Origin of the sequence: Venatorbacter sp. C2-1 (assembly GCF_022832715.1) — a bacterium.
Taxonomy (GTDB): Bacteria; Pseudomonadota; Gammaproteobacteria; order Pseudomonadales; family Oceanobacteraceae; genus Venatoribacter; species Venatoribacter alkanivorans.
In genome coordinates this window covers 3181195-3206800 of sequence record NZ_CP094879.1, presented here as the reverse complement: position 1 = coordinate 3206800, position 25606 = coordinate 3181195, and the positions used below count along the sequence as shown (strand labels likewise).

The following is a 25606-nucleotide window of genomic DNA, read 5'->3' as shown; positions in this document are numbered from 1 at the left end:
CAAATATAGTGGGTGTCTCGGTAGGGATTTTAAAATGGAGAATGCATGATACAGCTTAATGTTGACGGCATTGGATTTGTTAGGGTTGATAGCTGGGATGATATTGAATCTATCCCTGGATATACCGAAGATCTGCATATTTCAGACGATGAAAAACTCAGTGAAGTCATTGGTGTTTATGATTTTCCTCTTAAAATTAGATGTGGGATATCTACATGTCATCAACAGCATAATAAAGGTTATATTGTCAAAACAGTTAGCGGCTCTGTTACTAATATTGGAAATGTTTGTGGTCGTAAGATATTTAACGTTGAATTTAAGGAGAAGAAAAAAATATTTGATAGGGATTTGGCTGATTCTGGTAATAGAGAGAAATTATGGTTAATAAGAAACCAGCTGGATGGATATGATGAAAGGTTGGCTGGAGTTCTCGATGGGAATGCGGGCGCGGTAGCGCTTGAAAGGAAATTGAGAGCATTTAAAGGATCTAACTATCGGATTCCTAGGGAGGTGGGAGATTTCTTAAGGAGTGCAGTTAGAACTAGAGACTCGGTGATTTACCACAGTAGGGTTGCTACTGCTGATGAGGTTGCCATAGAGGAGGCTCTAATCGGAAGGCGTGTTCAACGCCCATATTATGTTAGTGAGCCTATATGTGTAGTTGATGGGATTGAATCTTTGCATGGAGATAGTGATCTCAAAAAAATACTTATTAGCGATTTGAAAGTGAATTTTTCTCGATTACGTGAAATGGATATTGATTCTGCTACGTCTAAAGAGTTGAAAGATATGGCGTTGTGGTCGGGAAAGATTGAAGAGCTTTTTGAGAAAGCTGAAGTTGCTATTGGTTATTGTAGAAGGTTTCTAGATAAAAATAATTTAAATAAACTTTTAAATATTGAGTTGAAACGTGGTAAGGACCGTGAGCATTTTGTCTCGGTGATTAAAGAATCATCTATTTGAATTTGGCGTTAAATTCTTGAGCAATAAAAAGCCCGCAATTGCGGGCTTTGATGTTTTATATCGTCCACTGCATTCCCACGCGGAGCGTGGGAACGAGAAACAGAGCGTGGGAACGAGGAGATGGTGCGCAGTGCGCACCCTACGAATTACTCTTCGTAATTCTCAATCGCCGGACAAGAGCAAATCAGGTTCCGGTCGCCGTACACGTCATCAATACGGCCAACGGTTGGCCAGAATTTATGTGCGCCAAGTTCTTTAACCGGGTAAGCGGCCAGTTCGCGGCTGTACGGACGATCCCATTCGCCGGCAATGACCGGTGCGGTGTGCGGAGCGTTTTTCAGCGGGTTATTTTCCGCATCCAGTTCACCGCGCAGTACCGCGTCGATTTCACCTTTAATGCTGATCATGGCGTCGGCAAAGCGGTCGATTTCGGCTTTGGATTCGGATTCGGTCGGCTCGATCATAAAGGTGCCCGCAACCGGGAACGACATGGTCGGCGCGTGGAAACCGTAGTCCATTAAGCGCTTGGCGATATCCACTTCGGTAATGCCGCTTTCGGCTTTCAGCGGACGCAGGTCAACGATACATTCGTGCGCTACGCGACCGTTCTGGCCGGAGTACAGAATCGGGTAGTGGGCCGATAAACGCTTAGCCAGGTAGTTGGCTTTCAGCAGTGCGTTCTGGGTCGCACGGCGCAGGCCTTTGCCGCCCATCAGGGTGATGTACATCCAGCTGATGGTGAGAATGCTGGCGGAGCCGTATGGTGCAGCCGATACCGCACCATTGCCTTTGGCTTCGTTCTCCAGCGGGCGTACCGCGTGGTTGGCCACGAATGGCGCCAGGTGTTTGGCGACGCCGATAGGGCCCATGCCCGGGCCGCCGCCGCCGTGTGGAATAGCGAAGGTTTTGTGCAGGTTCATGTGCGATACGTCGGCACCGATAAAGGCCGGCTGGGTAATGCCCACCTGTGCGTTGAGGTTGGCGCCGTCCATATACACTTGGCCGCCGAGGCTGTGTACCAGATCGCAGATTTCACGCACGCCCTGTTCGTAAATACCGTGGGTCGACGGGTAGGTCAGCATCAGGCATGACAGCTGGTCGCCGATTTCTTCGGCTTTTTTCTTCAGGTCGTCAAAGTCGACGTTACCTTCGTCATCGCAGTTGGTGACCACAACGCGCATCGAGGCCATTTGCGCCGACGCCGGGTTAGTACCGTGGGCAGAGCGCGGAATCAGACAGACGTTACGGTGACCTTCGCCACGGCTCTCGTGGTATTTCTTGATCGCCAGCAGACCGGCGTATTCGCCCTGCGCACCGGAGTTCGGTTGCATACAGATGGCGTCAAAACCGGTAACGGCTTTGAGGTAGTCGTCCAGCTCGGCAATCATCTGTTCGTAGCCAACGGTCTGTGACTTAGGCGCGAACGGGTGAATATTGGAGAACTCAGGCCAGGTGACCGGAATCATTTCGGTGGTGGCGTTCAGTTTCATGGTGCAGGAACCCAGCGTGATCATGCTGTGGTTCATGGCCAGGTCTTTCGACTCCAGACGCTTCATATAACGCAGCATTTCATGCTCGGTATGGTAGCGGCTGAAGGTCGGGTGGGTCAGGAAGGCGGTGTTACGTGCCTGACCGGCGTCGATGCTGTTGGAGCCGTTGGCAACAATCTGCGCATCCAGTGCGTACACGTCCAGACCGTGACCTTCGCCAAGAATAATATCGAACAGTTCCTGAACGTCGGCGGCGGAGGTTTTCTCATGCAGGCTGACCCCCAGAGTGTTTGCTGCCATACCCAGAGCGGCGTCGTCGCGCAGGTTCACTTCACGCGCTTCGGCACGGGCCAGAACCGCGGCTTTGTCGCTGGCGTTAAAGGTCAGGGTGTCGAACCAGTGGTTGTTGACCAGTTCAATACCGTTAGCCTGCAGACCTGCAGCGAGAATATCGGTTAAACGGTGAATACGGCCGGCAATGGTCTTCAGACCCTGCGGGCCGTGGTATACGGCGTAGAACGAGCTTAAGTTGGCCAGCAGCACCTGCGCAGTACAGATGTTGGAGTTGGCCTTCTCGCGGCGGATATGCTGTTCACGGGTCTGCAGTGCCATACGCAGCGCAGGTTTGCCCTGAGCGTCGATAGAAACACCGATAATACGGCCGGGAATATTACGCTTGTAAGCATCGCGGGTGGCGAAGAACGCCGCGTGCGGGCCACCAAAGCCCATCGGCACGCCGAAGTGCTGGGCGTTACCCAGAACGATGTCGGCACCCATTTCGCCCGGTGCTTTCAGCATCACCAGCGCCATCAGGTCGGTGGCCACCGCAGCCAGTGCGTCTTTGGCGTGCAGGGCGGTAATCACATCGGTGAAGTCACGTACATCACCGTTTTTACCCGGGTACTGGAACAGGGCACCGAATACATCGGCGTCGGCAGCGGCATCCGCCGGGCCAACCAGTACGTCCCAGCCAAAGGCTTCGGCGCGGGTTTTCACCACGTCGATGGTCTGCGGCAGGCAGTTTTCATCGATGTAGAAGGTGTTGGATTTGTTTTTCTTCACCGAGCGCTTGGCCATCGCCATGGCTTCGGCAGCGGCGGTGCCTTCGTCCAGCAGCGAGGCGTTGGCCAGTTCCATGCCGGTAAAGTCGATCACCATTTGCTGGAAGTTGAGCAGGGCTTCGAGGCGGCCCTGGGCAATTTCCGGCTGGTAAGGGGTGTAGGCGGTGTACCAGCCCGGATTTTCCAGCACGTTGCGCAGAATCACCGGCGGAATAATGGTGTCGTGGTAACCCAGACCGATGTAGCTCTTAAAGATCTTATTTTTCGCCGCCAGCGACTTTAAATAATTCAGCGCATCGTATTCGCTTTTACCGTCGGCAATGTCGAGGAAAGGCGGGCGCAGAATATCAGCAGGCACGATTTCGGCACTCAGGGCTTCCAGCGAGTCGGCACCAACGGCAGCCAGCAGAGCGGCTTCTTCGTTGCTGTCCGGGCCTGCGCCATTGGAGGCAATGTGACGGCCGATAAAATTATCGCGTTGTTCCAGATCTTTAAGAGACAGTGTGGTCATGGGAGAACTCAAAAAAGTTAAGCTGGTGAGGCAGTGCTGCTAACGGAGTTAACAGCACGTCTTAACGGCACTTCTTAATCACTGTGCCTGCGCTGCGGCAGGCGCCAGTGGTGTCGTCTTACTCGCAGGCAGCCGCGTAAGCGTCGGCGTCGAGCAGGTTGTTCAGGTCGTCGGCGTTAGCCAGTTCCATTTTGAAGAACCAGGCGTTGCCGTACGGATCTTCGTTAACCATTTCCGGAGTATCAACCAGCGCGTCGTTAACGGCGATGATTTTACCGGCCAGTGGCGCGTAGATGTCGGAAGCGGCTTTCACCGATTCAACCACGGCGATGTCCTGCTCGGCTTCCACTTCGGTACCGGCTTCCGGCAGTTCAACGAATACCACGTCACCCAGCTGAGCCTGGGCAAAATCGGTAATACCGATGGTTACGGTGCCGTCGGCTTCGAGACGGATCCACTCATGGGAAGTCACGTATTTCAGTTCGGCTGGGATATTGCTCATGTTGATCTCCACTCAAAAATAAAAAGCGTAAAACGAATTCGTTAAGGTATCAGAACTGCTGCTTGCCGTTACGGACGAATGGCAGCTTAACCACGCGTGCGGGCACTAATTTACCACGCATTTCCACCAGACACTTGTCTGCGGTGCCAACCGGTACGCGCGCCATGGCAATGGAATACTCCAGACTCGGGGAGAAGGTACCGGAGGTGATTTCACCTTCGCCAACGCCCTCAACCACAACCTTCTGGTGCGAACGCATCACGCCGCGCTCTTCGAGTACCAGGCCAACCTGCTTCAGCGCCTGCTGTGGGTTAGCTGCGCGCTCAGCTTTTTCGGCTTCCAGTGCGGCACGGCCGATAAAATCACGCTCTGCCGGTTCCCAGGCAATGGTCCAGCCCATGCCGGCCTGCAGTGGCGAAATGCTTTCGTCCATATCGTTGCCGTACAGGTTCATACCGGCTTCCAGACGCAGGGTATCACGTGCGCCCAGACCGGCCGGAGCAACGCCGGCATCCAGCAGCTGCTGCCAGAAATCAGCCACTTCGGCTTCCGGCACCATGATTTCCAGACCGTCTTCACCGGTGTAACCGGTGCGGGCGTAGAACCACTCGCCTTTGCCTTTGCCCTGGAAAATTTTCAGGCTGTCGATCAGTTCGGCGGCGTCGGCTTTTACCTGTTTTACCAGCTCAATAGCTTTCGGGCCCTGCACGGCAACCATCGCCAGTTCCGGGCGTTCGGTCAGGCTGACTTCAAAGCCTTTGCTCTGACGTGACATCCACTCCAGATCTTTTTCGCGGGTGGAGCAGTTCACCACGGTGCGGTACCAGCCATCCATCTTGTAGACGATTAAGTCGTCGATCACACCGCCTTCGTTATTCAGCATGCCGGAGTACAGGGCTTTGCCGGTTTCCTGCAGCTTGGCGACATCGTTGGCCAGCAGTTTCTGCAGGTAGGCGGTGGCATCCGGGCCGCGCACATCGACGATGGTCATATGCGATACGTCGAACATACCGGCCTGCTCGCGCACAGCTTTGTGTTCCTGAATCTGCGAGCCGTAATGGATGGGCATATCCCAACCACCAAAGTCGACGATTTTGCCGTTGGCTTCGAGGTGCTTGGCGTACAGAGCGGTTTGCTTGGCCATGTTATGTCCTGCTGTAGTCAGTCGTGATGTGATCGTTTGCTGTCTTTATTCTGCCCCGCCAGCGCTCTGGCGGAGGGTGCTTTGTCTGCTGTAAAAGCGGACGAATGCTTTGTTTCAGATCGTAAAAAAGGGCGGCAGTATAGCGCCTAAAACGGACTTAGGCACCCTCCAATCTGTAAATAGCTGGACTATGGTTCCATTTTGTAAATATTGGCCTGTTTAAGCCTGCGGGCCGCATGGCCGCTGGGTTGATGCTGTTACCTTAAATGGTGGAAATCTGACTGTTCAGTCAGAAAAAGGTATGGCACCGGGCAGGTTTTGCGGGATGTGCTGTGGGGCGTACTGAATTGCGCGCAGGGTCAGCTGCAGGTGTGTGCGCAGCATATCGTCAAAGCCCAGCGGTTGTTCCTTGCGGGCAAACACGCCGTCGATGGTCAGCAGGGCAAAACCGTGGATCGACGACCAGCAGTTATTGGCCAGAATCATCGGCTCTGTGTTGAGGAATTCGCCGCGCTGCGCCCCTTCAGCCATCAGCTGCAGCAACACATTAAAGGCACTGTGGGCGGATGTGCGTAGTTGCGGATATTGTTCGCGGTTGGTGATGCTGCTGCCGAAAATAAGACGGTACTTTTCCGGGTTGGCAATGGCATAACGCAGGTAGGCCTCGCCGGCCCGCAGCAGGTTATCGGCACTGCTCAGGCTGGGGTCTATACAGTCGCTGGTAATACCGCTGAGTTCATCGAAGGTCTGGCGTGCCAGTTCGACCAGCAGGCCATTTTTATCGGCAAAGTGGCGGTAGGGGGCGGTTTGTGAAACGCCGACCACCCGTGCCAGGGCGCGCAGGCTGAGATTCTCGGCGCCCTGTTCACGGATGCTGTCGACCGCTGCGCTCAGCAAAGCCTCACGCAGATTACCGTGGTGGTAGCTGGTGCTGGCGTTGTTCTGGTTTGAGGCGACGCTGGTCATCGGGAGATCCATAAAAGATTCCCGCTATTCAAACCAGTTACGCCTTAAGCGTCAACTTCACTGAGCTGTTTATTCTGTTCCGCCGGCGTGCCGCTGACGCTGCCGTTTTTCGCCAGATGCGCCTGGCTGGGAGAGTACCCACACCATTTTTTAAACGCTTTGGAGAAGTTGGCAACGCTGGAATAGCCCAGTTCAGCGGACAGTTGCGTGACGTTATAAACCCGTCGTTGCAGCCAGTCGCGGGCCTGAATCAGGCGCAGTTCGGACAGCAGCTTCTGGTAGTGCGTGCCACTGTCCTGCAGGCGCCGTTTACAGGTGCGTTCACTCAGGCTGAGCGCCTGTGACAGCTGCTCCAGTGATGGCGGCTCCGGCAGTTCAGCGCGCAGCAGATTGGCCGCTTTGCTGGCGACCAGCATGCTCGGCCGCGGTGGCAGTTCGCGCTGCAGTTGCGGCAGATTATGCGGGTCAGCCTCGTTGTGCAGCAGGCGTGTCGGCAGGCGGATGGCCAGGTACGGTGCGTTGAAATGAATCTTCAGCGGCACATAAGCGGCGTAACGCTGTGGTTGTTCGCAGCCTTGCGGCAGGAACAGCTGAATATCGCTGTGGCTGGTGGCGGTCAGTGGCAGGCAGGTGGCGTGCAGCCAGGCAACCAGTACATCCAGCACACTGGCCGGCAGTTGCTCGGCCACCGTCGGATTGGCGCGCCAGCGCAGCTCGATATGGCAGGTTTCGCCATCGTCTTCCTGATACAGACCAAACAGTCGCGTCAGCAGGTTGTCTTCACGCAGCAGTGCGCAGCCCTGCGCCAGAGTGTTAAACAGCGTTTCCTGATGCAGTGCCAGCGCCAGACCGTAGTCGAGTGCCAGATTCTGTTGCGGCAGCTGTTCCTGTGCCCAGTCGAGCAGGTTCAGGATCTGGCTGACCGCAACGCGGCTGCGGCTGTTAAACAATGCATCGGCCGGCAAATCCATTGGCGGCAGTTGCTGATTTTTAATGCCTTTGCTGGCCAACAGGCGCAGCAAAATATGCAGTGAGTTAGCAGTACAGTTTAAAGGGCCCATGGTGTGTCTTTTTTTTATGTGGTGAGAGTGCAGAACTGTACGGCAAAACAAACGTTTAACAATGTGTTATCTGGCAGACATCTACCCAGAAATGGCCTGTAACCACCCAAAGATTTTCCGGATGGGACATTTTTGTTGTGTTGACGATGCTCACATTGTCGTCATAGTATGTTTTCACTGTAAACATGCCGGTGTTGTTAATGCGCCCGGCGGTGTTCGTCGTGATCAATGGGTTTGCATAATTACAACAGGAGCGCCCTATGTTTTTTCTGCGTCTGCAAGGTCGTCATTCCGGCCGTTTTCTTTTTACCTTAATTGGCCTTTTTCTGGCCGGATCTGCTCTGGCACAACCGGCCTTACCGGTCGAAACCGTCAGTGTGCAATGGCAGGAATATGCCCGGCCGCTACGTATCAGCGGTGTGCTGGAAAATAAGTCTGAACAGAATCTGGCGTTTAAAATCAATGGCCTGGTACGCCGCGTCGCTGTGGATGAAGGCCAGTGGGTAAAAGCCGGACAGGTGCTGGCGGCCCTTGATCTGGAAGAAATCGACGCGCAGGTGGCCAAGGCCGAATCGGTGCTGGCCAATGCCGAGCGTAATCTGGCACGTTTTCAGTCATTACAGGGGCTGGATGCCTTGTCGGTGGAGCAGTTACAGAGTGCCGAAACCCAGGTGGATGTTGCCCGTTCCGATCTGACCGTTGCGCGTTTTAATCAGCGCCATGCGGTTATCCGTGCACCGGCTGATGGCCGGGTGCTGAAGCGTTCGGTAGAAGCCAATGAAATGGTCAGCAATGGCAAGCCGGTGTTTCTGTTTGCCGCCCGCACCAGTGGCTGGGTGCTGCGTGCCGGAGTGACCGACAAAGATATCGTTCGTCTGCGTCTGCAGGATCACGCCGAAGTAACCTTTGATGCTTACCCCGGTGAAATATTTCAGGCGGAGCTGAGCGAGCTGGCCGGACGCGCCGATGCCAGTCAGACCTTTGAGATCGAATTACGTGTGAGCGCTAAACCTGAGCAGCCGTTGCTGGCCGGTTTTGTTGGCCATGCGGTGATTATGCCGGCACAGACCCGTCCGGCGGTGTTGCTGCCGGTTGGTGCTATGGTCCGGACCTATAACAAACAGCCTGCGGCCCAGAGTGCTCATCAGGGCGGTCATCAGGGGGCTCGCGCCGAAGTGGAAGTGTTTGTGGTGCAGAACAACGACGGTGAGTATCAGGCGCAGTTACGCCGTCTGCCGCTTCTGGCGCTGGATCATGATCAGCTGGTGATTACCGGTGGTTTACAGGATGGTGAACAGGTTGTGGTGGCGGGTGCGTCTTATCTGAGCCATGGCCGTGTGGTGACGCTGCCGGAGTCTGCGCTGGTGGAAGCGGCACCTGCTGTGCCGGTACCGGCTGTGGCTGAATAAGGAGCGGGTTATGCAATTACCTCAACTCGCGATCCGCAATCACCAGTTCACCTGGGTAATGTTTTTATTGCTGGTGCTGCTTGGCGTGGTGTCATTTTTTACCATGCCGCGCTCAGAAGACCCGCAATTCGATTTTTCTGCCGCCGTAATCAAAGTGGTGAATCCGGGAACAACGCCGCTGGATATGGAAAAGCTGGTGGTTGATCCGCTGGAAGCAGCACTGAATGAACTGGATGACCTGCGCGAAATTAAAACCAGCGTGGAAGATGGTCTGGTGGTGATCCGTGTGGAGTTTTTATACGGCACCGATCCTGATGATAAATACGATGATGTGGTTGGCGCGGTATCGCAGGTACGCGATCAGCTGCCGGCCAGTATTGTCGATCTGGATATCGACAAAATATCCCCGGCCGATGTCAGTATTCTGCAATTGGCACTGGTATCAGAGCAGGCGGATTATCCGGAATTAAAAAAGCACGCTGAAACCCTGGAACAAAAACTGGAGCGCGTCAGCGGTGTTAAGCGGGTGGATATTGCCGCACTGCCAACACTGGAAGTGCAGATTCAGGTCGATCAGCGCAAGGTAAATGGTCTGGGCATCAGCCTGAATGAAATTCAGGCGGCGGTAGCCAGTGCCGCGCAGAATTTACCCGGTGGTCACGCCAATGCCGGTGAGCGGCGCTTTACCGTGCGTACCAGTGGCGATTATGAATCGCTGGATGCTATCGGCGATACAGCCGTGCGCGGTCAGGGCCAGCGTCTGATTTATCTGCGTGATATTGCGCAGATTTCGTTAACCGAAAGTCTGCCCAGTTACCGTGCGCGTTTAAATGGCGAAAAAGCGGTATTTATTTCTGTGGTGCAGCGTAAAGGCAGCCAGATTTTTCAGGTACGCGAGGGCATTCAGAAGGTGCTGGATACCTACACTGATAAGCGTCTGCCGCAGCATATTGCGTTAAAAACCGTCATGGATCAGTCGCTCAGTGTTGAGCGTCAGATTGACGGTTTTTTTGATAATTTAAATCAGGGCCTGATTCTGGTCGCTGTATTGTCACTGATCGTGCTGGGCCTGCGTCCGGCGCTGGTGGTGGTCGCGGCGATTCCATTATCGATTTTTATTGCCATTGGCTGGGTCGATTTAGCCGGCTTTGGTCTGCAGCAGATGTCCATTGTCGGGCTGGTGATTGCGCTGGGCTTACTGGTGGATAACGCCATCGTGGTGGTGGAAAACGTTGCCCGTCATTTACGTGACGGCGACAGTCCGACCGAAGCCGCGGTTAAAGGCAGTTCACAGGTAGCCTGGGCTGTGGCTTCAGGTACGCTGACCACCGTACTGTCTTTTTTACCCATGTTATTGATGCAGAATGGCTCCGGCACTTTTATGCGCGCTATGCCGGTTACCGTGGTATTAACCCTGTTTGCATCGTTATTAATTGCCCTGACTTTAACGCCGTTACTGGCGAGTAAATTAGGTAAAGCCGCAAAAACCACCACCCGCAGCCAGAAAAAACTGGAAGCAATCGCCGATGGTTTTTATCTGCGCTGGCTGAACCGCGCGCTGGCCAAACCTAAGCGGGTGCTGGGTATTTCTCTGGCGTTATTAATCGGTTCGTTGTCGCTGTTTCCGTTAATCGGTGTCAGCCTGTTTCCGAAAGCCGAAAAACCAATGATTCTGGTGAATATTGATATGCCGGAAGGCAGTGGCTTTGAACAGACCGAAGCCATGGCACAACGGGTTGAAGCGCTGGTGCGTAAACAGCCTTTAGTGGTGGATATTGCGCAGAACGTTGGCCGCGGTAATCCGCGGATTTATTACAACATTATGCCATCGCGGCAGACGGTGAATTTTGCGCAATTATTTGTCACCTTAAGTGCGCATGAGCTGGCACAGGTCGAACCTTTGGTTTCATCCCTGCGTGATGAGCTGGGCCGGATTGCCGGTGCACAGATTACGGTTAAGGAATTTATGCAGGGGCCTCCCGTCGAGGCGCCGGTTGAAATCCGCATTATGGGTGAAGAGCTGAAGCAGATTCAGCGGGTGTCGCTGGATGTCGCCAGTATTATGGAGCAGACCCCGGGCGTCGTTGGTGTGGATAATCCGGTCGGCAAATATAAGGTGGATCTGCATGTGCAGATTAACCGTGATAAAGCCGCCATGCTGGGTATTCCGCTCAGCACCATCGACCGTACCATCCGTACCGCACTGGTGGGTTTACCTATGGGTGTTTACCGCGATGATGACGGTGAAGAATACAATTTAGTGCTGCGTTTATCGGAATATCCGCGTCCGGAGCTGGCGACCTTTGACGATATTCAGATCACCACCGCGCAGGGAAAACTAGTGCCGCTTTTGCAGGTTGCCAGTCTGGAACTGGAAACCAGCATTGCCCGCTTCCAGCATTTTGATACCGAGCGTATGGCACGGGTAACCTCGGATGTGTTACCGGGTTTTACCACCGAAGCCGTGACTAACGCCGTGGTTGAACAACTGCAGCAATATGCCTGGCCGGAAGGTGTGCACTTTACTATTGGCGGTGAGCAGGCCAACCGCAAAGAAGCTTTCGGCGGTATGGCCCAGGCTCTGATTCTGGCGGTATTCGGGATTTTTGCCGTACTGGTGCTGCAGTTCCGTTCTTTTGTGCAGCCATTAATTGTTTTTGCCGCCATTCCTTTTGCCTTAATCGGCGCTTTGCTGGCGTTGTTTATTACCGGCTATACCTTCAGTTTTACCGCCTTTATCGGCCTGACCTCGCTGGTGGGTATCGTGGTGAATAACTCCATTATTCTGGTGGATTATGCCAACCAGATGCGGCGCGAAGGTATGGAACAACTGGCAGCCATTGCCGCTGCGGCGCAAACCCGTTTTGTACCTATTGTGTTAACCACGCTGACCACTATTGGTGGTTTATTGCCGCTGACCTTATCCGGCTCCAGCATGTGGTCGCCGATGGGTTGGGCCATCATTGGTGGCCTGCTGGTTTCGACCCTGCTGACCCTGATAGTGGTGCCGGTGCTGTACCGTTTTCTGGGTAAAATGCCGGAAGAGCCAGAGGCGTAGTCAGTAAGGAACCATAGGTGTAAGCCGCCGCGCTGATGCGTGCGGCCAATAAGGCGGAAACCTTTTGTGGGTTTCCGCCTTTTTTATGTCGCTGTCTCACAACCGTCCCACCGTTTTTAATCAGCACCATAACTGATAAAAACAGCATTTTTTAACATCCAGGCCGATGCCTCCCAGGGGAACTTATCCCCTTGCCGGCGGGCCGACCCCAGCTTCGCGCTTTCTGGGCCGTCACCCTTGAAACCTTGATATTTACTGGCCGCGCGCCTCATCGGCCATCCATGGCCGGAGCCGCTTGTCCGCATCCCTGCGGACAGGCCAGACATCTCAGCGGTTTCTGCGGCGGCCCCAGAGGCGCAGAAAACCGTCACCGCAATGCCGTTTTTCAAATCAAACGCATTCTTTTAAATATCATGTCTCAAACACGGTTTCCTATGAAATACGGCTGAGCGGGTTACTGTAACCGGCGATCGTGCGGCGCCAGACAACCAGATGATTCTGCGGCCTTCAGAGCAAAACCCTGCCCCGGAACGATACAAATTATTGGTATTTTAAAATGTCGTTCCGGGGCGAATTGTTTTGCGTGCCGCATAATTATTGCCGTTGGCTGGATAAAGCCGGACGCGCCGAAAAGAGAGGATCGTAAGGAGATACCTCTCCTTACAGGGGGCCAGGGGCGGAGCCCCGGAAAGGCGTTTCAGATTGAAAAACAATAATCGATGAAGCTGCAGCCTGGAGTGACACGATCTCATTCCAAGCCGTGGGACAACAGTGGTGCTGATCCGGGCTTTTAATTTGCCCGCTTTGCCTCCATATTCTGCCCATCGGTAATTTATGTCCGCAAGGGCGGAATTAAAGGCGGACATTATGATGCTTGGCTGGATTTTCTTTTTTGCCTGCGTAGCGCTGGCGTATCTTTTCTGGAACCGGCAACAGCAGGCGCGGCTTCTGGCGCTGCAGTCGGTGCGTCGTCATTGTCAGCAGGAAGATGTACAGCTGCTGGACGATACCCTGGTGCTGGAGCGGATACGCATCCGCCGCATTCCATCTTTGCAGCTGGTAAAAGGCGAGGGCCGCAGTCAGCCCGGCGGCTGGCGGTTGGTAAGGACTTACCGTTTCGAATTTTCTTCTACCGGTGATGAACGTTATCAGGGACTGCTGACGCTGATTGGCCGGCGGGTGGCAAAGCTGGAGTTACAGGCGCATCGTATTCACTGATCCGGGAATGTACTGACAGGTATTTCAGGATCAGGAGATTTAAAGCCGGGTTATTGATAGGCGGAGGTTGTATGGTTATTCATCAGGCAGAGCAGCAGCGTTTTATTATTGAACAGGACGGCCACGAATGTGTGCTGGACTATGTGGTTGAAGGCAAACAGATTGATTTTACCCACACCTATGTGCCTTTCCGTCTGCGCGGTAAAGGTCTGGCCGAAGAGCTGGTAAAAGAAGGGCTGGCCTGGGCAAAGGGTCAGGGGTATGACATTCAGGCCAGCTGCTGGTATGTGCGTAAGTTTCTCTGATGGCTGTTCTGGCCAGCAGATATTTTTCAGAATTTTTTTAACGGCGAATAAATTTATAGGCGGATAAATTCTGCCAGCCAGCGTCCAACGCTATCGGCATCGGTAGGTTGGGCGAGGGTATTCATCCCTTCGCGGAACAGCTCCGGGCCGATGCAGTTTTCCCGCCGTGGCAGTAATTTCTGGGTGTAGTCCACCGTAAATTCAGGGTGCCCCTGAAAGGTCAGCACCCGCTGGTCGATATAAAACGCCGCATTTTCGCAGAATTCACTGCTGGCCAGACGCCGTGCTTCAGGCGGCAGGGTCAGTACCTGATCACGGTGGCTGTATATCAGACGTAAATGCGACAGGTCATCGTTGAGCCAGCTCGGACGCTGTTCAATACGGGTGGTGTGCACGCCGATGCCCCAGCCTTTATCGCTGCGCGCAGCATAACCGCCGAGGGTGTGCGCCAGCAGCTGGTGACCAAAGCAGATACCAATCATTTTGCTGTGCTGGGCGTAGGCTTGTCTGATCCAGTCCTGCAGCGGTGCAATCCACGGCAGGTCGTCATAGACACCGGCTTTGGAGCCGGTAATCAGGTAAGCGTCGCATTCTTTTATATCCTGCGGTAATTCCCCTTGTTGTACCTGATAAAAGCGGTATTCGAGGGGAATGCCCAGACGGGAAAAAAATTGCGTGAACATATTGCCGTACGAACGGTATTCGTCCAGCAAATCGGGGTAGAGGGTATCGGTTTCCAGCAGGCCCAGCGTTTTCATAGCGTGTGTCGTCAGTGCAGAGTGTCGGAAGCAGGGTTGACCAGTACAGTCGCTGACTGGCCGCGTAACGGTTTGAGAATATCTTCCAGACCGTTGATTTTAATTTCCAGCGCTAATGCCAGCAGCATGCCCAGCTGGCCGGCCGGCATGCCCTTGTTATTCAGCCACAACAGGTATTCTTCGGGAATATCGATCAGCACCCGCCCCTGATATTTGCCAAAGGGCATGGTCATGGTGACCAGACGGAGCAGGTCGGATTTATCAAACACAGGCTACCTCAGAATGCTGTTAAAAGGGGCCATTCCCATCAGTTTGTGGTGTGACCATCGACATGATGAGCGGTGGTCGCGCAGCCTGCAAGTGCTGCAAAACGCTTGGGCACTTTGTCAGGCATTTTTCTGGTCTACACTAAAGTATCAATAACCACTTTGGCCAGATGTACCGGGCATGGAAGAAAAAAATACACGATTTGAGGATCTGCGGCTGACGCCGGGCCAGCCGTTGCAGCTGGATTTTGAGGGCTATACCACGGAACGTGACAGGTCCGTTCTTATTGGCTATCGCGCCGGACAAAGCATTGTTGTTACCACACCACTTGTTAATGGCTCACCCATGGTGCTTAAGCTCGGAGCACCACTGGCTGTGCGTTTATTTGCCACGCAAATGAATTGTGCCTGTGCCTTCCGTACCGAAATTACGCATATTTCCCGTGCACCTTATCCGCACCTGCATCTGGCAATGCCATCTTCTCTGGTGCTGGGTGAAGTACGCAGCTCGGTCCGGGCCAAGGTCGCGCTGATTACGTCGGTACATTACGGCGATAACTTCGCGCAGAAATGTTCAGCCATGATTAAAGACCTGAGCCTGGGTGGTGCGCGTCTGGAAGCAAAGATGCTGCCGGTCGAGGTTGGTGAAAATGTTCAGCTCACGGCGCAGGTGGCGGTCAGTGGTATTGAACGCATTATTAAGCTCGACGCTATTGTCCGCGCGATTACGAAAGAAACCGGCGGCGTCGGCGTTGGGCTGCAGTTTCAGGCTATGAGTGATTCTGATCGCATCACATTGCACGCTTACGTGCTTTCCAATATCCACCGGCAGTAGCCGTTTTCCAGTTCTGGAGTAGTTGCATGACTGGTATGTCATTTTCTGCCGACCGGCAGGACCACTGGAGTCAGATCTGGAAAGATCTGATCAGCGGCAAAGCGCCTGATAACGGGTTGCAGAAACCGGCCCTGGTTGTCAGTGCGCGGCTGGAGTCGTTGCTGGAAAGCAGTGCGCAGCGTTTTTTACACAGTCGCTCCGCTACCTTAAGCGCCGATCTGCAATCCTCTTTACAGCGGATTGCTGCCCATTTACAGGCTTCTCAGATCGCTCTGTTGTTATGCCCGCAAGGTGTTCATACGCAGCCGTTGTGCATTCTGGCCAGTCAGGATGAAGCCAGCACAGGAAAATTACACGGGCTTGTCGCGCAGCGGGAGCAATGGTGTGGGCTGGTTAATGGCCAGCAGCCACGGTTGCTGTCAGCAGCGCAAGCGCCGGGTGAGGATGAACGCCTGGTGCTGCAGGCGATGGCTTGTGATCAGGTGCTGCTGTTGCCGGTTACCGGCGGTCATAATGCCGCTGGCTGTATGTTGCTGGGCTTTAATGCTGCCACGCCGGTACCGGGTGAAGGTGAGCGCTCGCTGCTTTCAACCTTTACCCAGCTTTGTTTTCTGGTGGTCGACCGTCTGGCGGTTATGAATCATCTTGAGCAGCGTGAGCGCTCATTGCTGCAGACTGAACGTCTGGCCAGAATCGGCAGCTGGTACGATGACGTACTCAACAACTGCATCACCTTTACCCCTCAGGCGGGCGAAATTTTTGAGCTCAGCCCACAGATCACTCAGGTCAGCCTTGAACATTACATTGCCTATCTGCATCCGGAAGATAAGGACCGGGTTATCAGCACGTTGCAGCACAGCCTGAAAACGCTGCAACCCTCTGATATGACTTATCGCATCTGCACGCCGTCAGGGCTGGTCAAAGTGATTCACGGCATCGGCGAAATTCTGGTAAACGAAAACGGCATTGCTGTGGCACGGGTCGGTACCGTGCAGGATATTACCGAGGCTCATGCCCGTGAGCAGCGGTTGCAGCAGTCGGCGCGGGTATTTGAATCCACCATGGAAGGGGTGGTGATTACCAATCCGGATGGTCTGATTGAAGCGGTCAATCCGGCCTTCAGCACCATTACCGGTTACAGTGAAGAGGAAGTTCGTGGCCGGTCTGTGGATATGCTCAACCCCGAGCGGCGACAGCGTAACGTTTTGCAGGATATCCGCCGTGAAGTGCAGGAAAAGGGATTCTGGCGTGACGAGGTGTGGAACCGGCGTAAGAACGGCGAGGTGTTTCCGCAGTTTTTAACGGTAACCAGTGTCCGTGATGAGCGTCAGGCAATCAGCCATTATGTGGCGGTGTTTGCCGATATTTCACGTCAGAAAGAATCCGAGCAGCAGCTGGATTATCTGGCCCATTACGATTCACTCACCGGTCTGCCCAACCGCAGCTCGCTGCTGGTTAAGCTGCAGACTGCCATTGATCTGGCAACTCAGAAACGGCGTAAAGTCGCCGTGATCACCATCGATCTGGATCATTTCAAACACATTAATGACAGCCTTGGCCATCCGGCCGGCGACCGTCTGCTGCAGGAGTGTGCCCGGCGGTTGCGTGAACGCCTGCGTGACTCTGATACCGTGGTACGGCAGGGCGGTGATGAGTTTGTGGTGGTGCTGGAAAATATCGTCAGCGAGGATCAGGTCAGACGCGTGGCTGAGATTATTCAGCAGTTGTTCGCCAGTGCTTTTGATGTGGGTATCGGCCGCGAACTGTTTATTGGCGCCAGCCTGGGTATCACGCTGTTTCCCGATCATGGCCGTGATGTTACCCAGCTGATCAGTAATGCCGATGTGGCGATGTATCAGGCCAAGAGCAAAGGCCGTAACCATTATCAGTTTTATACCAATGACCTGACTCAGGCGGCGACTGACCGGCTGGAGCTGGGTAATGAACTGCGTCATGCGTTACAGCGCGATGACGAGCTGCAGCTGCATTATCAGCCACAGGTCTGTATCCGCAGCGGCCGGGTGACCGGTGTTGAAGCTTTAATCCGCTGGCAGCACGAACAGGAAGGCATGATTCAGCCGGGACGTTTTCTGCCGGTAGCAGAAGACAACGGCCTGATGCCGGAACTGGACAGCTGGGTGCTGAATAAAGCCTGCCGGCAGCTTGCTCTCTGGCAGCAGCAGGGGATTGCTCCGCTGATTCTGGCGGTCAACATTACTCAGCCGACCTTTGTTGCCGGTGGACTGGTGGAGCGCCTTAAAGCCTTGCTGGATATCTATCAGCTTGATCCCAGCTGGCTGGAACTGGAAATCACCGAAGGGGCTTTGCTGGAACCGACCGCGCAGGTGCTGTCGACCATTGCCGGACTTAAAGCGCTGGGGGTGATGCTGGCGGTGGATGACTTCGGCACCGGCTATTCGTCGCTGGCGTATCTGCACCGTTATCGGGTCGATAAACTGAAAATTGACCGCAGTTTTATTAACAGTGTTGAGCGTGAAGAAGAAGGGCGGGTGATCACCAGCACCATTATTAATATGGCGCGCGGGCTGGGTTTGCAGATTCTGGCAGAAGGGGTGGAAACGGCACCGCAGCTGGAGTTTTTACGCAGTAACGGTTGTGAAACCTATCAGGGGTTTTATTTCAGCCGGCCATTGCCGCTGGCTGAACTGGCACTGTTGTTACAGCACTGAAGCGGCCAGCAGGGCTGGCCGCTTGCGTGCCAGTCGCTTATTCGTAGGTACAGAAATAGGCGGTCTGAGTCGCCATTTTTACCTGGAATTTAACGTTGGCCGGCACTTCGAAAGATTCGCCCTGAGCGAAGGTCTGCCATTCGCTGGCGCCTGGCAGCAGTACGTCCATGCTGCCGGAAACGACAGTCATCACTTCTTTCTGGCTGGTGCCAAATTCGTATTCACCGGCTTCCATTGCGCCAACAGTCGCTGGCAGAGTCGCGGTTTGCAGGGCAATAGACTTTACCTTGCCATCAAAATATTCGTTTACTTTCAGCACAGTTAAGCACTCCTCGTGAATTGGAGTGGCGATTATACGCATCCGCTGCCGGGCGGCAATCAGCGCTCTGCTCAGTCGGCGCTCTGCCGGCTCAGCGGGAAGCGGATAACAAAGCGTGTACCCTGTCCGGGAGCACTGCTGACTTCGAGCGAGCCATGCAGCTGGTGGCTGACCAGATCCTGAATAATATAGGCACCTATACCGCTGCCGCCCTGATTGCGCTTGGTGGTAAAGAACGGATCAAACAATTGCTTCAGGGTGTCTTCATCCATACCGCGGCCATTATCACTGAAGGTGATTTCTACCTGCTGATCGCGCTGCTGTGCTTCTATATGAATCTGGCCACGCTCTGAGCTGTTGTCATCAAACGCGTGGGTCAGTGAGTTCATCATCAGATTGGTGAATATCTGCGCCACAGCACCGGGATAACCGCTGATAAAAATACGCTGTGGGCATTCAACACTGACATCAATCGGGCGGTATTTATAATTCGGCCGCAGAGAGACAATGATGCTCTGCAGATAATCGCCCAGCTCAAAATCCCGCCGCTGTTCGCTTGACTGGTCGACGGCCACCTGTTTGAAGCGTGCCACCAGATCAGCAGCACGACGCAGGTTATCGGCGGTAATCTGCACGCCTTCTTCCGAGAACTGAATAAAATCATCAAAGGTTGCTTTATTCAGTTGTCCGTTGCGGAACTGCTGGGCAATCTCTTTCAGCTGGTCTTCCAGTGCGCTGACCGCAGTAACACTGATACCCAGCGGGGTGTTGATTTCATGCGCCAGACCGGCGACGACTTCGCCTAATGCCGCGTGTTTTTCCAGATTCACCAGCTGTTGCTGCGTCAGCTTCAATTTACGCAGCGATTCATTGGCCTCGGCATTTTTCTGCTCCAGTTCGCGCGTACGTTCTTCTACTTTGGATTCGAGGGTGGTGTTCAGCTCTTCAACCCGCTGTTGCTCAGCCTGCAGCTGATTGTTGCTGTCTGACAGACGGCGGGTGAACTGATCAACCTGGCCGACCAGGGTGTTAAAGGCGTTAACGATTGGTGTGAACTCGTTGTCGGCATCGTATTGCAGCGGACGGAACGACGGCTGACTGGCCTCACGGTTGTAGGCCACTGTACTTTGCAGGCGGTTCAGAATCTGTTCGAACGGACGGAACAGCACTTCCAGTACCAGCGCCATAATGGAAATAAACAGCACGGCGATGCCGATGTTGATGGTCATACCGTCAGCCAGCCGTTGTTGTACGGCCAGGGCCAGGTCGGCATAGGGGATGCGCACGCCCAGCACCAGACCGGTCTGACTGCGGGCGGCAAACAGATATTCGCCGTCTTTTTCCTGCAGCTCACTGGCGTTACTGGTCTTCAGGTTCAGCAGATTGCTGTTGTTAACGATGGTGTTTAATTCGCTGTTTTGCTCCGGGCCAACCAGATAGCGGCCGCTGCTCTGATGCAGCAGAAAAGGGCGCGTGCCCGGCGTCAGTTTGAGTTCACGTACCTGCTGACGCAGTTCATCCATAGCCCAGTCGACGGTGGCAATGCCGATCAGCTGTTGCTGGTTGTCGTACATCAGCGCATCCACGGTCATGATCAGAGCTTCAGTGCCGGCGTTATCTACGTAAGGCGGGCTCCAGAAAAGATCGGCATTACGTGGCTGGTCGCGCGGCCAGTCGGCAGGAATCGCCAGTCTGTACCAGGGTTGGTTAAGGTAATCGTAACGCTCGCTGCTCAGATCCCAGGTGGCCATAACATCCTGGCCGTTATGGTAGGCGTAAGGGCCAAAGTAGCGGGCATCCGGATCAATGGTGTAAGGCTCAAACCAGATGCCGCCACCCAGTGCCTGATCGAATGACTGAAAGGTGCGCACCAGTAATTTTTGCAGGACAGCGCGAACCTCTGCCGGATGTGTACGGTGATGCTGCTGTTGGTGATGCTCGCCGCTGCGTGCCAGCCCGAGAGCGGTGCGCTCCATTTGTGCGGCGGTTGCATCCAGATGGTGAACACTGGCCACAACGGCTGACATTATCTGCTGACGGTTGAACTCCAGAACGGAGTTGCTGGCGCGGCTGTTGTAATGCAGCAGCAGGGCAGTAAAGCCTGCAATCTGCAGAATGATGACACACAGAAGAATACGGTTTTTGATATTCATGTTTTACATCTTGATACCAATCTTGGGCCTGCTGACACCTGAGCCTGTTGAATCAGCGCTAAAGCCAGACTAGCAGTAACTGTGCGGCTTGCGTAGCGTCAATTCTGACACTATTCACAATAAGATGCCCGCCCGTCAGCACTGAAAGGGCTTTAAATTCAGCCGCATGCAGATAACTGGCACGTGTGGCCACATCTGAACCTGTGTCCGGCTGCTGCAGAAGAGGAACAATTGCTCCCTTTACAACCAGACAATTGTTACACCGGGACAAAATAATTAAGGCGAGCGGGCAGGGTTTCCTATATAGTACGCCCCCCTTAAGAAAACCGACGAGTCGGGCCTAGCCGTGTGAGCAGTAGAGTGCGAACCAGAACGGCCAAGCCCTTCCTCTACTACACAGGTACAATATGACCGATTCTACTCCTACAGGCTTTGCGAGCCTGGGTTTACCTTTTTCTATTCTTCGTACTCTGGAAGAGCTGGGCTACGAAGCTCCGTCTCCGATTCAGGCCGAAAGTATTCCCCCACTGCTGGAAGGCAAAGACGTTCTGGGCATGGCTCAGACCGGTACCGGTAAAACCGCTGCCTTCGCACTGCCACTGCTGAGCCGCACCCAGGCTGATTTTAATTCGCCACAGGTTCTGTGTCTGGCGCCTACCCGTGAGCTGGCACAACAGGTGGCTGAAGCCATCAAAACCTACAGCAAATACATTCCGGGTATTGGTGTTACTGCTATTTATGGTGGTTCCGATTACGGCAGCCAGCTGCGTGAACTGAAGCGTGGTCCGCAGTGGGTTGTGGGTACTCCGGGTCGTGTCATGGATCACCTGCGTCGCGGCACCCTGAACCTGGCCGATATTAAAGCCGTGGTTCTGGACGAAGCCGACGAAATGCTGCGCATGGGCTTTATCGACGACGTGAACTGGATTCTGGAACACACGCCGCGTACCCGTCAGGTGGCTCTGTTCTCCGCGACTATGCCGCGTGAAATTCAGCGCGTTGCTGAAACACACCTGAAAGATCCGGTTGAAGTAAAAATTCAGACCAAAACCACCACCAACGATAAAATTCGTCAGCGTTACTGGTTTGTTGCCGGTGCTCATAAAAATGATGCACTGCTGCGTATTGCCGAAACCGAAGAATTTGACGCCATGATGGTGTTTGTCCGCACCAAACAGGCAACTGAAGAAGTCGCTGATTTTATGCAGGCTAACGGCTTTAAATGTTCACCACTAAACGGTGACATTCCACAGGCGCTGCGTGAAAAAGCGGTAGAAAAACTGAAAGCCGGTCAGCTCGATATTATTGTTGCGACAGACGTTGCTGCCCGTGGTCTGGACGTTGAACGTATCAGCCACGTAATCAACTACGATATTCCGCAGGATACCGAATCCTACGTTCACCGTATTGGCCGTACCGGTCGTGCGGGCCGTAATGGTGAAGCCATTGTGTTTGTTCGTGGCCGTGAAAAACGCATGCTGCGCGATATCGAAAAAGCGACCCGTCAGAGCATTGAAGAAATGCCACTGCCGACCGCCAAAATGGTTAACGAAAAACGCCGTGAACGCTTCCAGGCACAGATTCTGGATGCCATTCATCCTGAGCGTAATAACCAGTACCGCGAAATGATTGAGACCATTCTCAGTCAGAACCCGGTCGATGCACTGGACGTTGCTGCCGCACTGGCCGCTCTGCTGCAGGGTGAAAAATCACTGTTTATTAATGAACAGACTGATGCCCGTATGGCCGACGCCCGTGAGCGTGAACTGCGTAACGAAAGCCGCAGTGAGCGTCCGTCCCGCGACCGTGATTCCCGTGGTGATTCACGCGAGCGTGGTCCGCGCAGCAAGGCTCTGCCGGAAGAGCGTCCGAAGCCATTAAAAGGTCATCCGGAAGTGGAAATGACCCGTTATATGGTTGGCATTGGTTATGACGACGGTCTGAAGCCGGGTAACCTGGTTGGCGCGGTTGCTAACGAAGCTGACCTCGACAGTGATTACATCGGCCATATCGAAATTTTTGATAATTTCGCCGTGATCGATTTACCGGAAGGTATGCCGGCCCCGACCATGGGTAAACTGCGTAAAGCACGCGTTTGTGGTCGTCCGCTGGAAATTAAAGTCTACAAAGAGTCTGAAGTACCGCAGGGTGGTGCTGGTGCTCCACGCCGTGCTCCGCGTCGTACCGAAGGCCAGAAAGACGGTTTCGCCAAGAAACCACACCGTGGCAAGCCACGCGATAACGGCGCTCCGGCACCGGGTACCCGTGCTCCACGTAAGCGTCGCGAAGCTTAATTAAGACTGCGCAACGTTAATAAAAAAACCGGCCACTGGCCGGTTTTTTTATATCTGCCAATATTTCCTGCGCCAGTATTTTTCCCCACACCAATATTTTCCCCGTAGAAATAAAAAGCCCCGGCAAAGCCGGGGAAAAGGACAGACGAAAGTGTGCGGATTATCAGTGGCTGATCATCCATGGCCGCATGCCGGGGAACATCTTATTGCCGTCAGCGGTATACATCAGATTACTGCGGCGTTTAGGCTCGCAGCCGCAACCATTACGATGTTTATGCTGATGGCGCGCCAGCTTTTCCTGTTCACGTTCGTGATACTGGCTGCTGGTCATAACCTCCGGTGCATGCTGCGCTTTTTCGTTACGCTCCATGGCTTCTTTGGTTTCTTTCAGCATTCTGGCCAGCTGTGGCGGCAGCATAATAATGCGCGCCGACAGCGTCTGGCAGTGTGGACAGGCGGCTGGCTGATCATGCTTTTCCATGCTCGCCAGTTCCTGAAACACACCATGCTGCGGACATTTGTAGTCATACAGTGGCATATGCGGCTTCCTCCTTATTTAAGATCCGGAGCTTTCGGAATATCAACCGAACCATCCAGATGTTTAACCGGCCCGTTGGCATTCGGCTGGATATCAAATTCAAAAATATCCGTCGGCAACCACAGGGTGGCGCAGGAGTTCGGAATATCCACCACCCCACTGATATGGCCCTGAATCGGCGCACAGCCAATAATCGCGTACCCCTGTGCTTCGCTGTAGCCAAACTGGGTGAGGTATTTAATCGCATTCAGACAGGCCTGGCGGTAAGCAATACTGGTATCCAGATAATGCTGTTTGCCATTTTCATCCACCGAAATACCTTCAAAGATCAGGTAGTCATCGTATTTCGGTACCATCGGGCTCGGTTTGAAAATCGGATTCTTAATCTGATATTTGGCCATACCGTCTTTAATCAGATTAACCCGCATGTGAATCCAGCCGGCCATTTCGATGGCACCACAGAAAGTGATTTCACCATCACCCTGGCTGAAGTGCAGATCGCCAACGGATAAACCGGCACCGTCAACATACACCGGGAAGTACACTTTGGCTCCGCGGGTTAAATCTTTAATGTCGCAGTTACCACCGTGTTCACGCGGAGGTACGGTACGGGCACCTTCTGCCGCAGCGGAATTACGCTCGTCGCCTTTCATTCGGCCCATATGTGCGGTTTCTGCATACGGCAGGCAGGCGAGTTGCGGTGTTCTTTCCGGGTCGGTATCAAACAGTTCTTTTTCCCGTGTGTTCCACATATCCAGCATGTCACGGGATGGCAGGCAACCAATCAGGCCGGGATGCAGAATACCGGCGAACTCGACACCGGGAACATGACGGGACTTGGTATAAATACCGTTAAAATCCCAGATGGATTTCTGCGCTTCCGGAAAATGATTATCCAGAAAACCGCCGCCGTTCTGTTTGGAGAAGAAGCCGTTAAAGCCCCATTGCTGTTCAGCAAAGGCGCCAATATCGAGAATATCGACCTCCAGAAGATCGCCGGGTTCGGCGCCTTCTACGGCAATCGGACCCGAAAGAAAATGCACCTTGGTCAGGTCAACGTCACGGACATCGGAGGCGTCATCGTTATTTTCAATTTGTCCGCCGGTCCAGTCGAAACACTCAACAATAAAATCATCGCCCGGTTTTACCGTAGCAACCATCGGAATATCCGGGTGCCAGCGGTTGTGCACATTGTCGTGCTCATAAGCGGATTTATTCAGATCAATCTTGATGATGGTATCAGTCATGGTTTGCTCCTTGAGTGGCCTTAACAGCCTCTTGGTTCAGCGTATTACCGCAAATTGGAAAACGCCGGTTAAAGTTTTTATGCCTGTCAGTGATGTGCTGAACAGGCGTCATGCATATTCTTTTAAACGGATAAATAACGGCTGATGGTTGCCTGGTCGGCCTCGGCGACCGGAACGTCGAGCACAATGGCGCCTTTTTCAATCACCAGAATGCGGTCGGCAATATCAAGGGCGAAGCTCAGCACCTGCTCGGATACCAGAATGGATAAATTGCGCTGAGTGCGGATCTGTTTCAGCGTGCGTGCCATTTCTTTAATAATGGATGGCTGGATACCTTCAGTCGGTTCGTCGAGCAGTAACACGCTGGGATTGCTTGCCAGAGCGCGGGCAATGGCAAGCTGCTGCTGTTGTCCGCCGGATAAATTACCGCCACGACGGTTTTTCATTTCGTCCAGAACGGGAAATAAACTGTACAGATCGGAAGGAATCTTGCGTTCACCTGTGCTGGTCAATCCGGTTTCGATATTTTCTGATACCGTCATGGTGGAGAAAATCATCCGCCCCTGCGGCACAAAACCAATACCGGCACCAACGCGCTCGTGACTTTTCAGGCCGGATAATTCTTTGCCCGCCAGTGTCAGGCTGCCTTCTTTACTGGGAATCATGCCGATTAATGATTTCATCAGCGTGGTTTTACCCATGCCGTTACGGCCAAGAATGGCAACAATTTCTTTGGGTTTAATACTCAGGTTCAGATTGCGGATAACATCACTCTGACCATAGGCAACGCTGTAATCGGATACTTGGAACATAAAATA

The 25606-nt window shown here is 53.7% G+C and carries 22 protein-coding genes; 8 read left to right on the top strand and 14 right to left on the bottom strand.

The annotated features are described in order from the left end of the window. Window positions 1-45: 45 nt before the first annotated feature. Window positions 46-963 (top strand): hypothetical protein, encoded by a 918-nt coding sequence (locus MT343_RS14375; RefSeq protein ID WP_145466003.1) that lies wholly within the window; start codon window positions 46-48, stop codon window positions 961-963. 146 nt (window positions 964-1109) lie between these two features. Here the strand turns inward: MT343_RS14375 and gcvP are convergent, their stop codons facing one another. The 5 genes from gcvP to MT343_RS14350 all read right to left on the bottom strand — a co-directional run bounded on the left by gcvP (window position 1110) and on the right by MT343_RS14350 (window position 7698). Next, entirely contained in the window at window positions 1110-4025 is a 2916-nt protein-coding gene (gcvP, locus tag MT343_RS14370) for an aminomethyl-transferring glycine dehydrogenase (protein WP_145466002.1), read from the bottom strand. Between the two features lie 118 nt (window positions 4026-4143). Continuing rightward, complete coding sequence (gene gcvH / locus MT343_RS14365) at window positions 4144-4527, bottom strand: glycine cleavage system protein GcvH (protein WP_145466000.1); 384 nt, start codon at window positions 4525-4527, stop codon at window positions 4144-4146. Between the two features lie 49 nt (window positions 4528-4576). Then, window positions 4577-5671 (bottom strand): glycine cleavage system aminomethyltransferase GcvT, encoded by a 1095-nt coding sequence (gene gcvT / locus MT343_RS14360; protein WP_145465998.1) that lies wholly within the window; start codon window positions 5669-5671, stop codon window positions 4577-4579. Between the two features lie 285 nt (window positions 5672-5956). Beyond that, window positions 5957-6649 carry a TetR/AcrR family transcriptional regulator gene (locus MT343_RS14355; protein WP_145465997.1) on the bottom strand — a complete coding sequence of 231 codons (693 nt, stop codon included), beginning with the start codon at window positions 6647-6649 and terminating at the stop codon, window positions 5957-5959. A gap of 32 nt (window positions 6650-6681) precedes the next feature. Next, on the bottom strand, window positions 6682-7698 hold the full coding sequence (locus tag MT343_RS14350) for a helix-turn-helix transcriptional regulator (RefSeq protein ID WP_145465995.1): 1017 nt from the start codon (window positions 7696-7698) through the stop codon (window positions 6682-6684). Window positions 7699-7958: 260 nt separating this feature from the next. Here MT343_RS14350 and MT343_RS14345 point away from each other — a divergent pair, with 260 nt between their 5' ends. After that, complete coding sequence (locus MT343_RS14345; RefSeq protein ID WP_145465994.1) at window positions 7959-9107, top strand: efflux RND transporter periplasmic adaptor subunit; 1149 nt, start codon at window positions 7959-7961, stop codon at window positions 9105-9107. Between the two features lie 10 nt (window positions 9108-9117). Continuing rightward, window positions 9118-12165, top strand: coding sequence for an efflux RND transporter permease subunit (locus MT343_RS14340; RefSeq protein ID WP_145465993.1), 3048 nt, complete (start codon window positions 9118-9120; stop codon window positions 12163-12165). 116 nt (window positions 12166-12281) lie between these two features. Here the strand turns inward: MT343_RS14340 and MT343_RS14335 are convergent, their stop codons facing one another. Then, window positions 12282-12554 (bottom strand): hypothetical protein, encoded by a 273-nt coding sequence (locus MT343_RS14335; RefSeq protein ID WP_145465992.1) that lies wholly within the window; start codon window positions 12552-12554, stop codon window positions 12282-12284. Between the two features lie 478 nt (window positions 12555-13032). On the opposite strand from MT343_RS14335, the gene MT343_RS14330 reads away from it, so the two are divergent. After that, window positions 13033-13383, top strand: coding sequence for a DUF3301 domain-containing protein (locus MT343_RS14330; protein WP_145465991.1), 351 nt, complete (start codon window positions 13033-13035; stop codon window positions 13381-13383). A 71-nt stretch (window positions 13384-13454) separates the two neighbouring features. Further along, a complete protein-coding gene (locus MT343_RS14325) occupies window positions 13455-13688 on the top strand; it encodes a GNAT family N-acetyltransferase (RefSeq protein ID WP_145465990.1) in 234 nt (77 codons plus the stop codon). A gap of 53 nt (window positions 13689-13741) precedes the next feature. Here the strand turns inward: MT343_RS14325 and MT343_RS14320 are convergent, their stop codons facing one another. Together MT343_RS14320 and MT343_RS14315 are read right to left on the bottom strand one after the other, a co-directional pair. Then, complete coding sequence (locus MT343_RS14320) at window positions 13742-14446, bottom strand: glutamine amidotransferase-related protein (RefSeq protein WP_145465989.1); 705 nt, start codon at window positions 14444-14446, stop codon at window positions 13742-13744. A gap of 11 nt (window positions 14447-14457) precedes the next feature. Beyond that, a complete protein-coding gene (locus MT343_RS14315; RefSeq protein WP_145465988.1) occupies window positions 14458-14715 on the bottom strand; it encodes a DUF3820 family protein in 258 nt (85 codons plus the stop codon). A gap of 178 nt (window positions 14716-14893) precedes the next feature. Here MT343_RS14315 and MT343_RS14310 point away from each other — a divergent pair, with 178 nt between their 5' ends. Both MT343_RS14310 and MT343_RS14305 read left to right on the top strand, forming a co-directional pair. Continuing rightward, window positions 14894-15547, top strand: a complete 654-nt coding sequence (locus tag MT343_RS14310) for a flagellar brake protein (protein ID WP_145465987.1) — start codon at window positions 14894-14896, stop codon at window positions 15545-15547. Between the two features lie 26 nt (window positions 15548-15573). Continuing rightward, window positions 15574-18237 (top strand): putative bifunctional diguanylate cyclase/phosphodiesterase, encoded by a 2664-nt coding sequence (locus tag MT343_RS14305; protein WP_145465986.1) that lies wholly within the window; start codon window positions 15574-15576, stop codon window positions 18235-18237. Window positions 18238-18274: 37 nt separating this feature from the next. Here MT343_RS14305 and ppnP read toward each other — a convergent pair whose 3' ends face one another. Both ppnP and MT343_RS14295 read right to left on the bottom strand, forming a co-directional pair. Then, window positions 18275-18556: a pyrimidine/purine nucleoside phosphorylase gene (gene ppnP / locus MT343_RS14300; protein ID WP_145465985.1), complete on the bottom strand. Its 282-nt coding sequence runs from the start codon at window positions 18554-18556 to the stop codon at window positions 18275-18277. A gap of 71 nt (window positions 18557-18627) precedes the next feature. After that, the gene (locus MT343_RS14295) at window positions 18628-20709 is read right to left on the bottom strand and encodes an ATP-binding protein (RefSeq protein WP_145465984.1); all 2082 of its coding nucleotides are present in this window, start codon (window positions 20707-20709) and stop codon (window positions 18628-18630) included. A 407-nt stretch (window positions 20710-21116) separates the two neighbouring features. Between MT343_RS14295 and MT343_RS14290 the strand changes: the two genes are divergently transcribed. Continuing rightward, a complete protein-coding gene (locus tag MT343_RS14290) occupies window positions 21117-23003 on the top strand; it encodes a DEAD/DEAH box helicase (protein ID WP_145465983.1) in 1887 nt (628 codons plus the stop codon). Here MT343_RS14290 and MT343_RS14285 read toward each other — a convergent pair. The 4 genes from MT343_RS14285 to urtE form a co-directional block, all read right to left on the bottom strand. After that, a complete protein-coding gene (locus tag MT343_RS14285) occupies window positions 23000-23185 on the bottom strand; it encodes a hypothetical protein (protein WP_145465982.1) in 186 nt (61 codons plus the stop codon). The genes MT343_RS14290 and MT343_RS14285 overlap by 4 nt on opposite strands. Further along, window positions 23167-23541 (bottom strand): zinc ribbon domain-containing protein, encoded by a 375-nt coding sequence (locus MT343_RS14280; RefSeq protein ID WP_145465981.1) that lies wholly within the window; start codon window positions 23539-23541, stop codon window positions 23167-23169. The genes MT343_RS14285 and MT343_RS14280 overlap by 19 nt, the downstream gene beginning before the upstream one ends. Window positions 23542-23555: 14 nt before the next feature. After that, entirely contained in the window at window positions 23556-24788 is a 1233-nt protein-coding gene (gene fmdA, locus MT343_RS14275) for a formamidase (RefSeq protein WP_145465980.1), read from the bottom strand. Window positions 24789-24910: 122 nt separating this feature from the next. Further along, entirely contained in the window at window positions 24911-25600 is a 690-nt protein-coding gene (gene urtE, locus MT343_RS14270) for an urea ABC transporter ATP-binding subunit UrtE (protein WP_145465979.1), read from the bottom strand. Window positions 25601-25606: the final 6 nt, after the last annotated feature.

Coding starts and splice junctions, on each gene's coding strand:
- MT343_RS14375 (WP_145466003.1), top strand. CDS start 46: ATGATACAGCTTAATGTTGACGGCATTGGATTTGTTAGGGTTGATAGC.
- gcvP (WP_145466002.1), bottom strand. CDS start 4,025: ATGACCACACTGTCTCTTAAAGATCTGGAACAACGCGATAATTTTATC.
- gcvH (WP_145466000.1), bottom strand. CDS start 4,527: ATGAGCAATATCCCAGCCGAACTGAAATACGTGACTTCCCATGAGTGG.
- gcvT (WP_145465998.1), bottom strand. CDS start 5,671: ATGGCCAAGCAAACCGCTCTGTACGCCAAGCACCTCGAAGCCAACGGC.
- MT343_RS14355 (WP_145465997.1), bottom strand. CDS start 6,649: ATGGATCTCCCGATGACCAGCGTCGCCTCAAACCAGAACAACGCCAGC.
- MT343_RS14350 (WP_145465995.1), bottom strand. CDS start 7,698: ATGGGCCCTTTAAACTGTACTGCTAACTCACTGCATATTTTGCTGCGC.
- MT343_RS14345 (WP_145465994.1), top strand. CDS start 7,959: ATGTTTTTTCTGCGTCTGCAAGGTCGTCATTCCGGCCGTTTTCTTTTT.
- MT343_RS14340 (WP_145465993.1), top strand. CDS start 9,118: ATGCAATTACCTCAACTCGCGATCCGCAATCACCAGTTCACCTGGGTA.
- MT343_RS14330 (WP_145465991.1), top strand. CDS start 13,033: ATGATGCTTGGCTGGATTTTCTTTTTTGCCTGCGTAGCGCTGGCGTAT.
- MT343_RS14325 (WP_145465990.1), top strand. CDS start 13,455: ATGGTTATTCATCAGGCAGAGCAGCAGCGTTTTATTATTGAACAGGAC.
- MT343_RS14320 (WP_145465989.1), bottom strand. CDS start 14,446: ATGAAAACGCTGGGCCTGCTGGAAACCGATACCCTCTACCCCGATTTG.
- MT343_RS14310 (WP_145465987.1), top strand. CDS start 14,894: ATGGAAGAAAAAAATACACGATTTGAGGATCTGCGGCTGACGCCGGGC.
- MT343_RS14305 (WP_145465986.1), top strand. CDS start 15,574: ATGACTGGTATGTCATTTTCTGCCGACCGGCAGGACCACTGGAGTCAG.
- MT343_RS14295 (WP_145465984.1), bottom strand. CDS start 20,709: ATGAATATCAAAAACCGTATTCTTCTGTGTGTCATCATTCTGCAGATT.
- MT343_RS14290 (WP_145465983.1), top strand. CDS start 21,117: ATGACCGATTCTACTCCTACAGGCTTTGCGAGCCTGGGTTTACCTTTT.
- MT343_RS14285 (WP_145465982.1), bottom strand. CDS start 23,185: ATGGATGATCAGCCACTGATAATCCGCACACTTTCGTCTGTCCTTTTC.
- MT343_RS14280 (WP_145465981.1), bottom strand. CDS start 23,541: ATGCCACTGTATGACTACAAATGTCCGCAGCATGGTGTGTTTCAGGAA.
- fmdA (WP_145465980.1), bottom strand. CDS start 24,788: ATGACTGATACCATCATCAAGATTGATCTGAATAAATCCGCTTATGAG.
- urtE (WP_145465979.1), bottom strand. CDS start 25,600: ATGTTCCAAGTATCCGATTACAGCGTTGCCTATGGTCAGAGTGATGTT.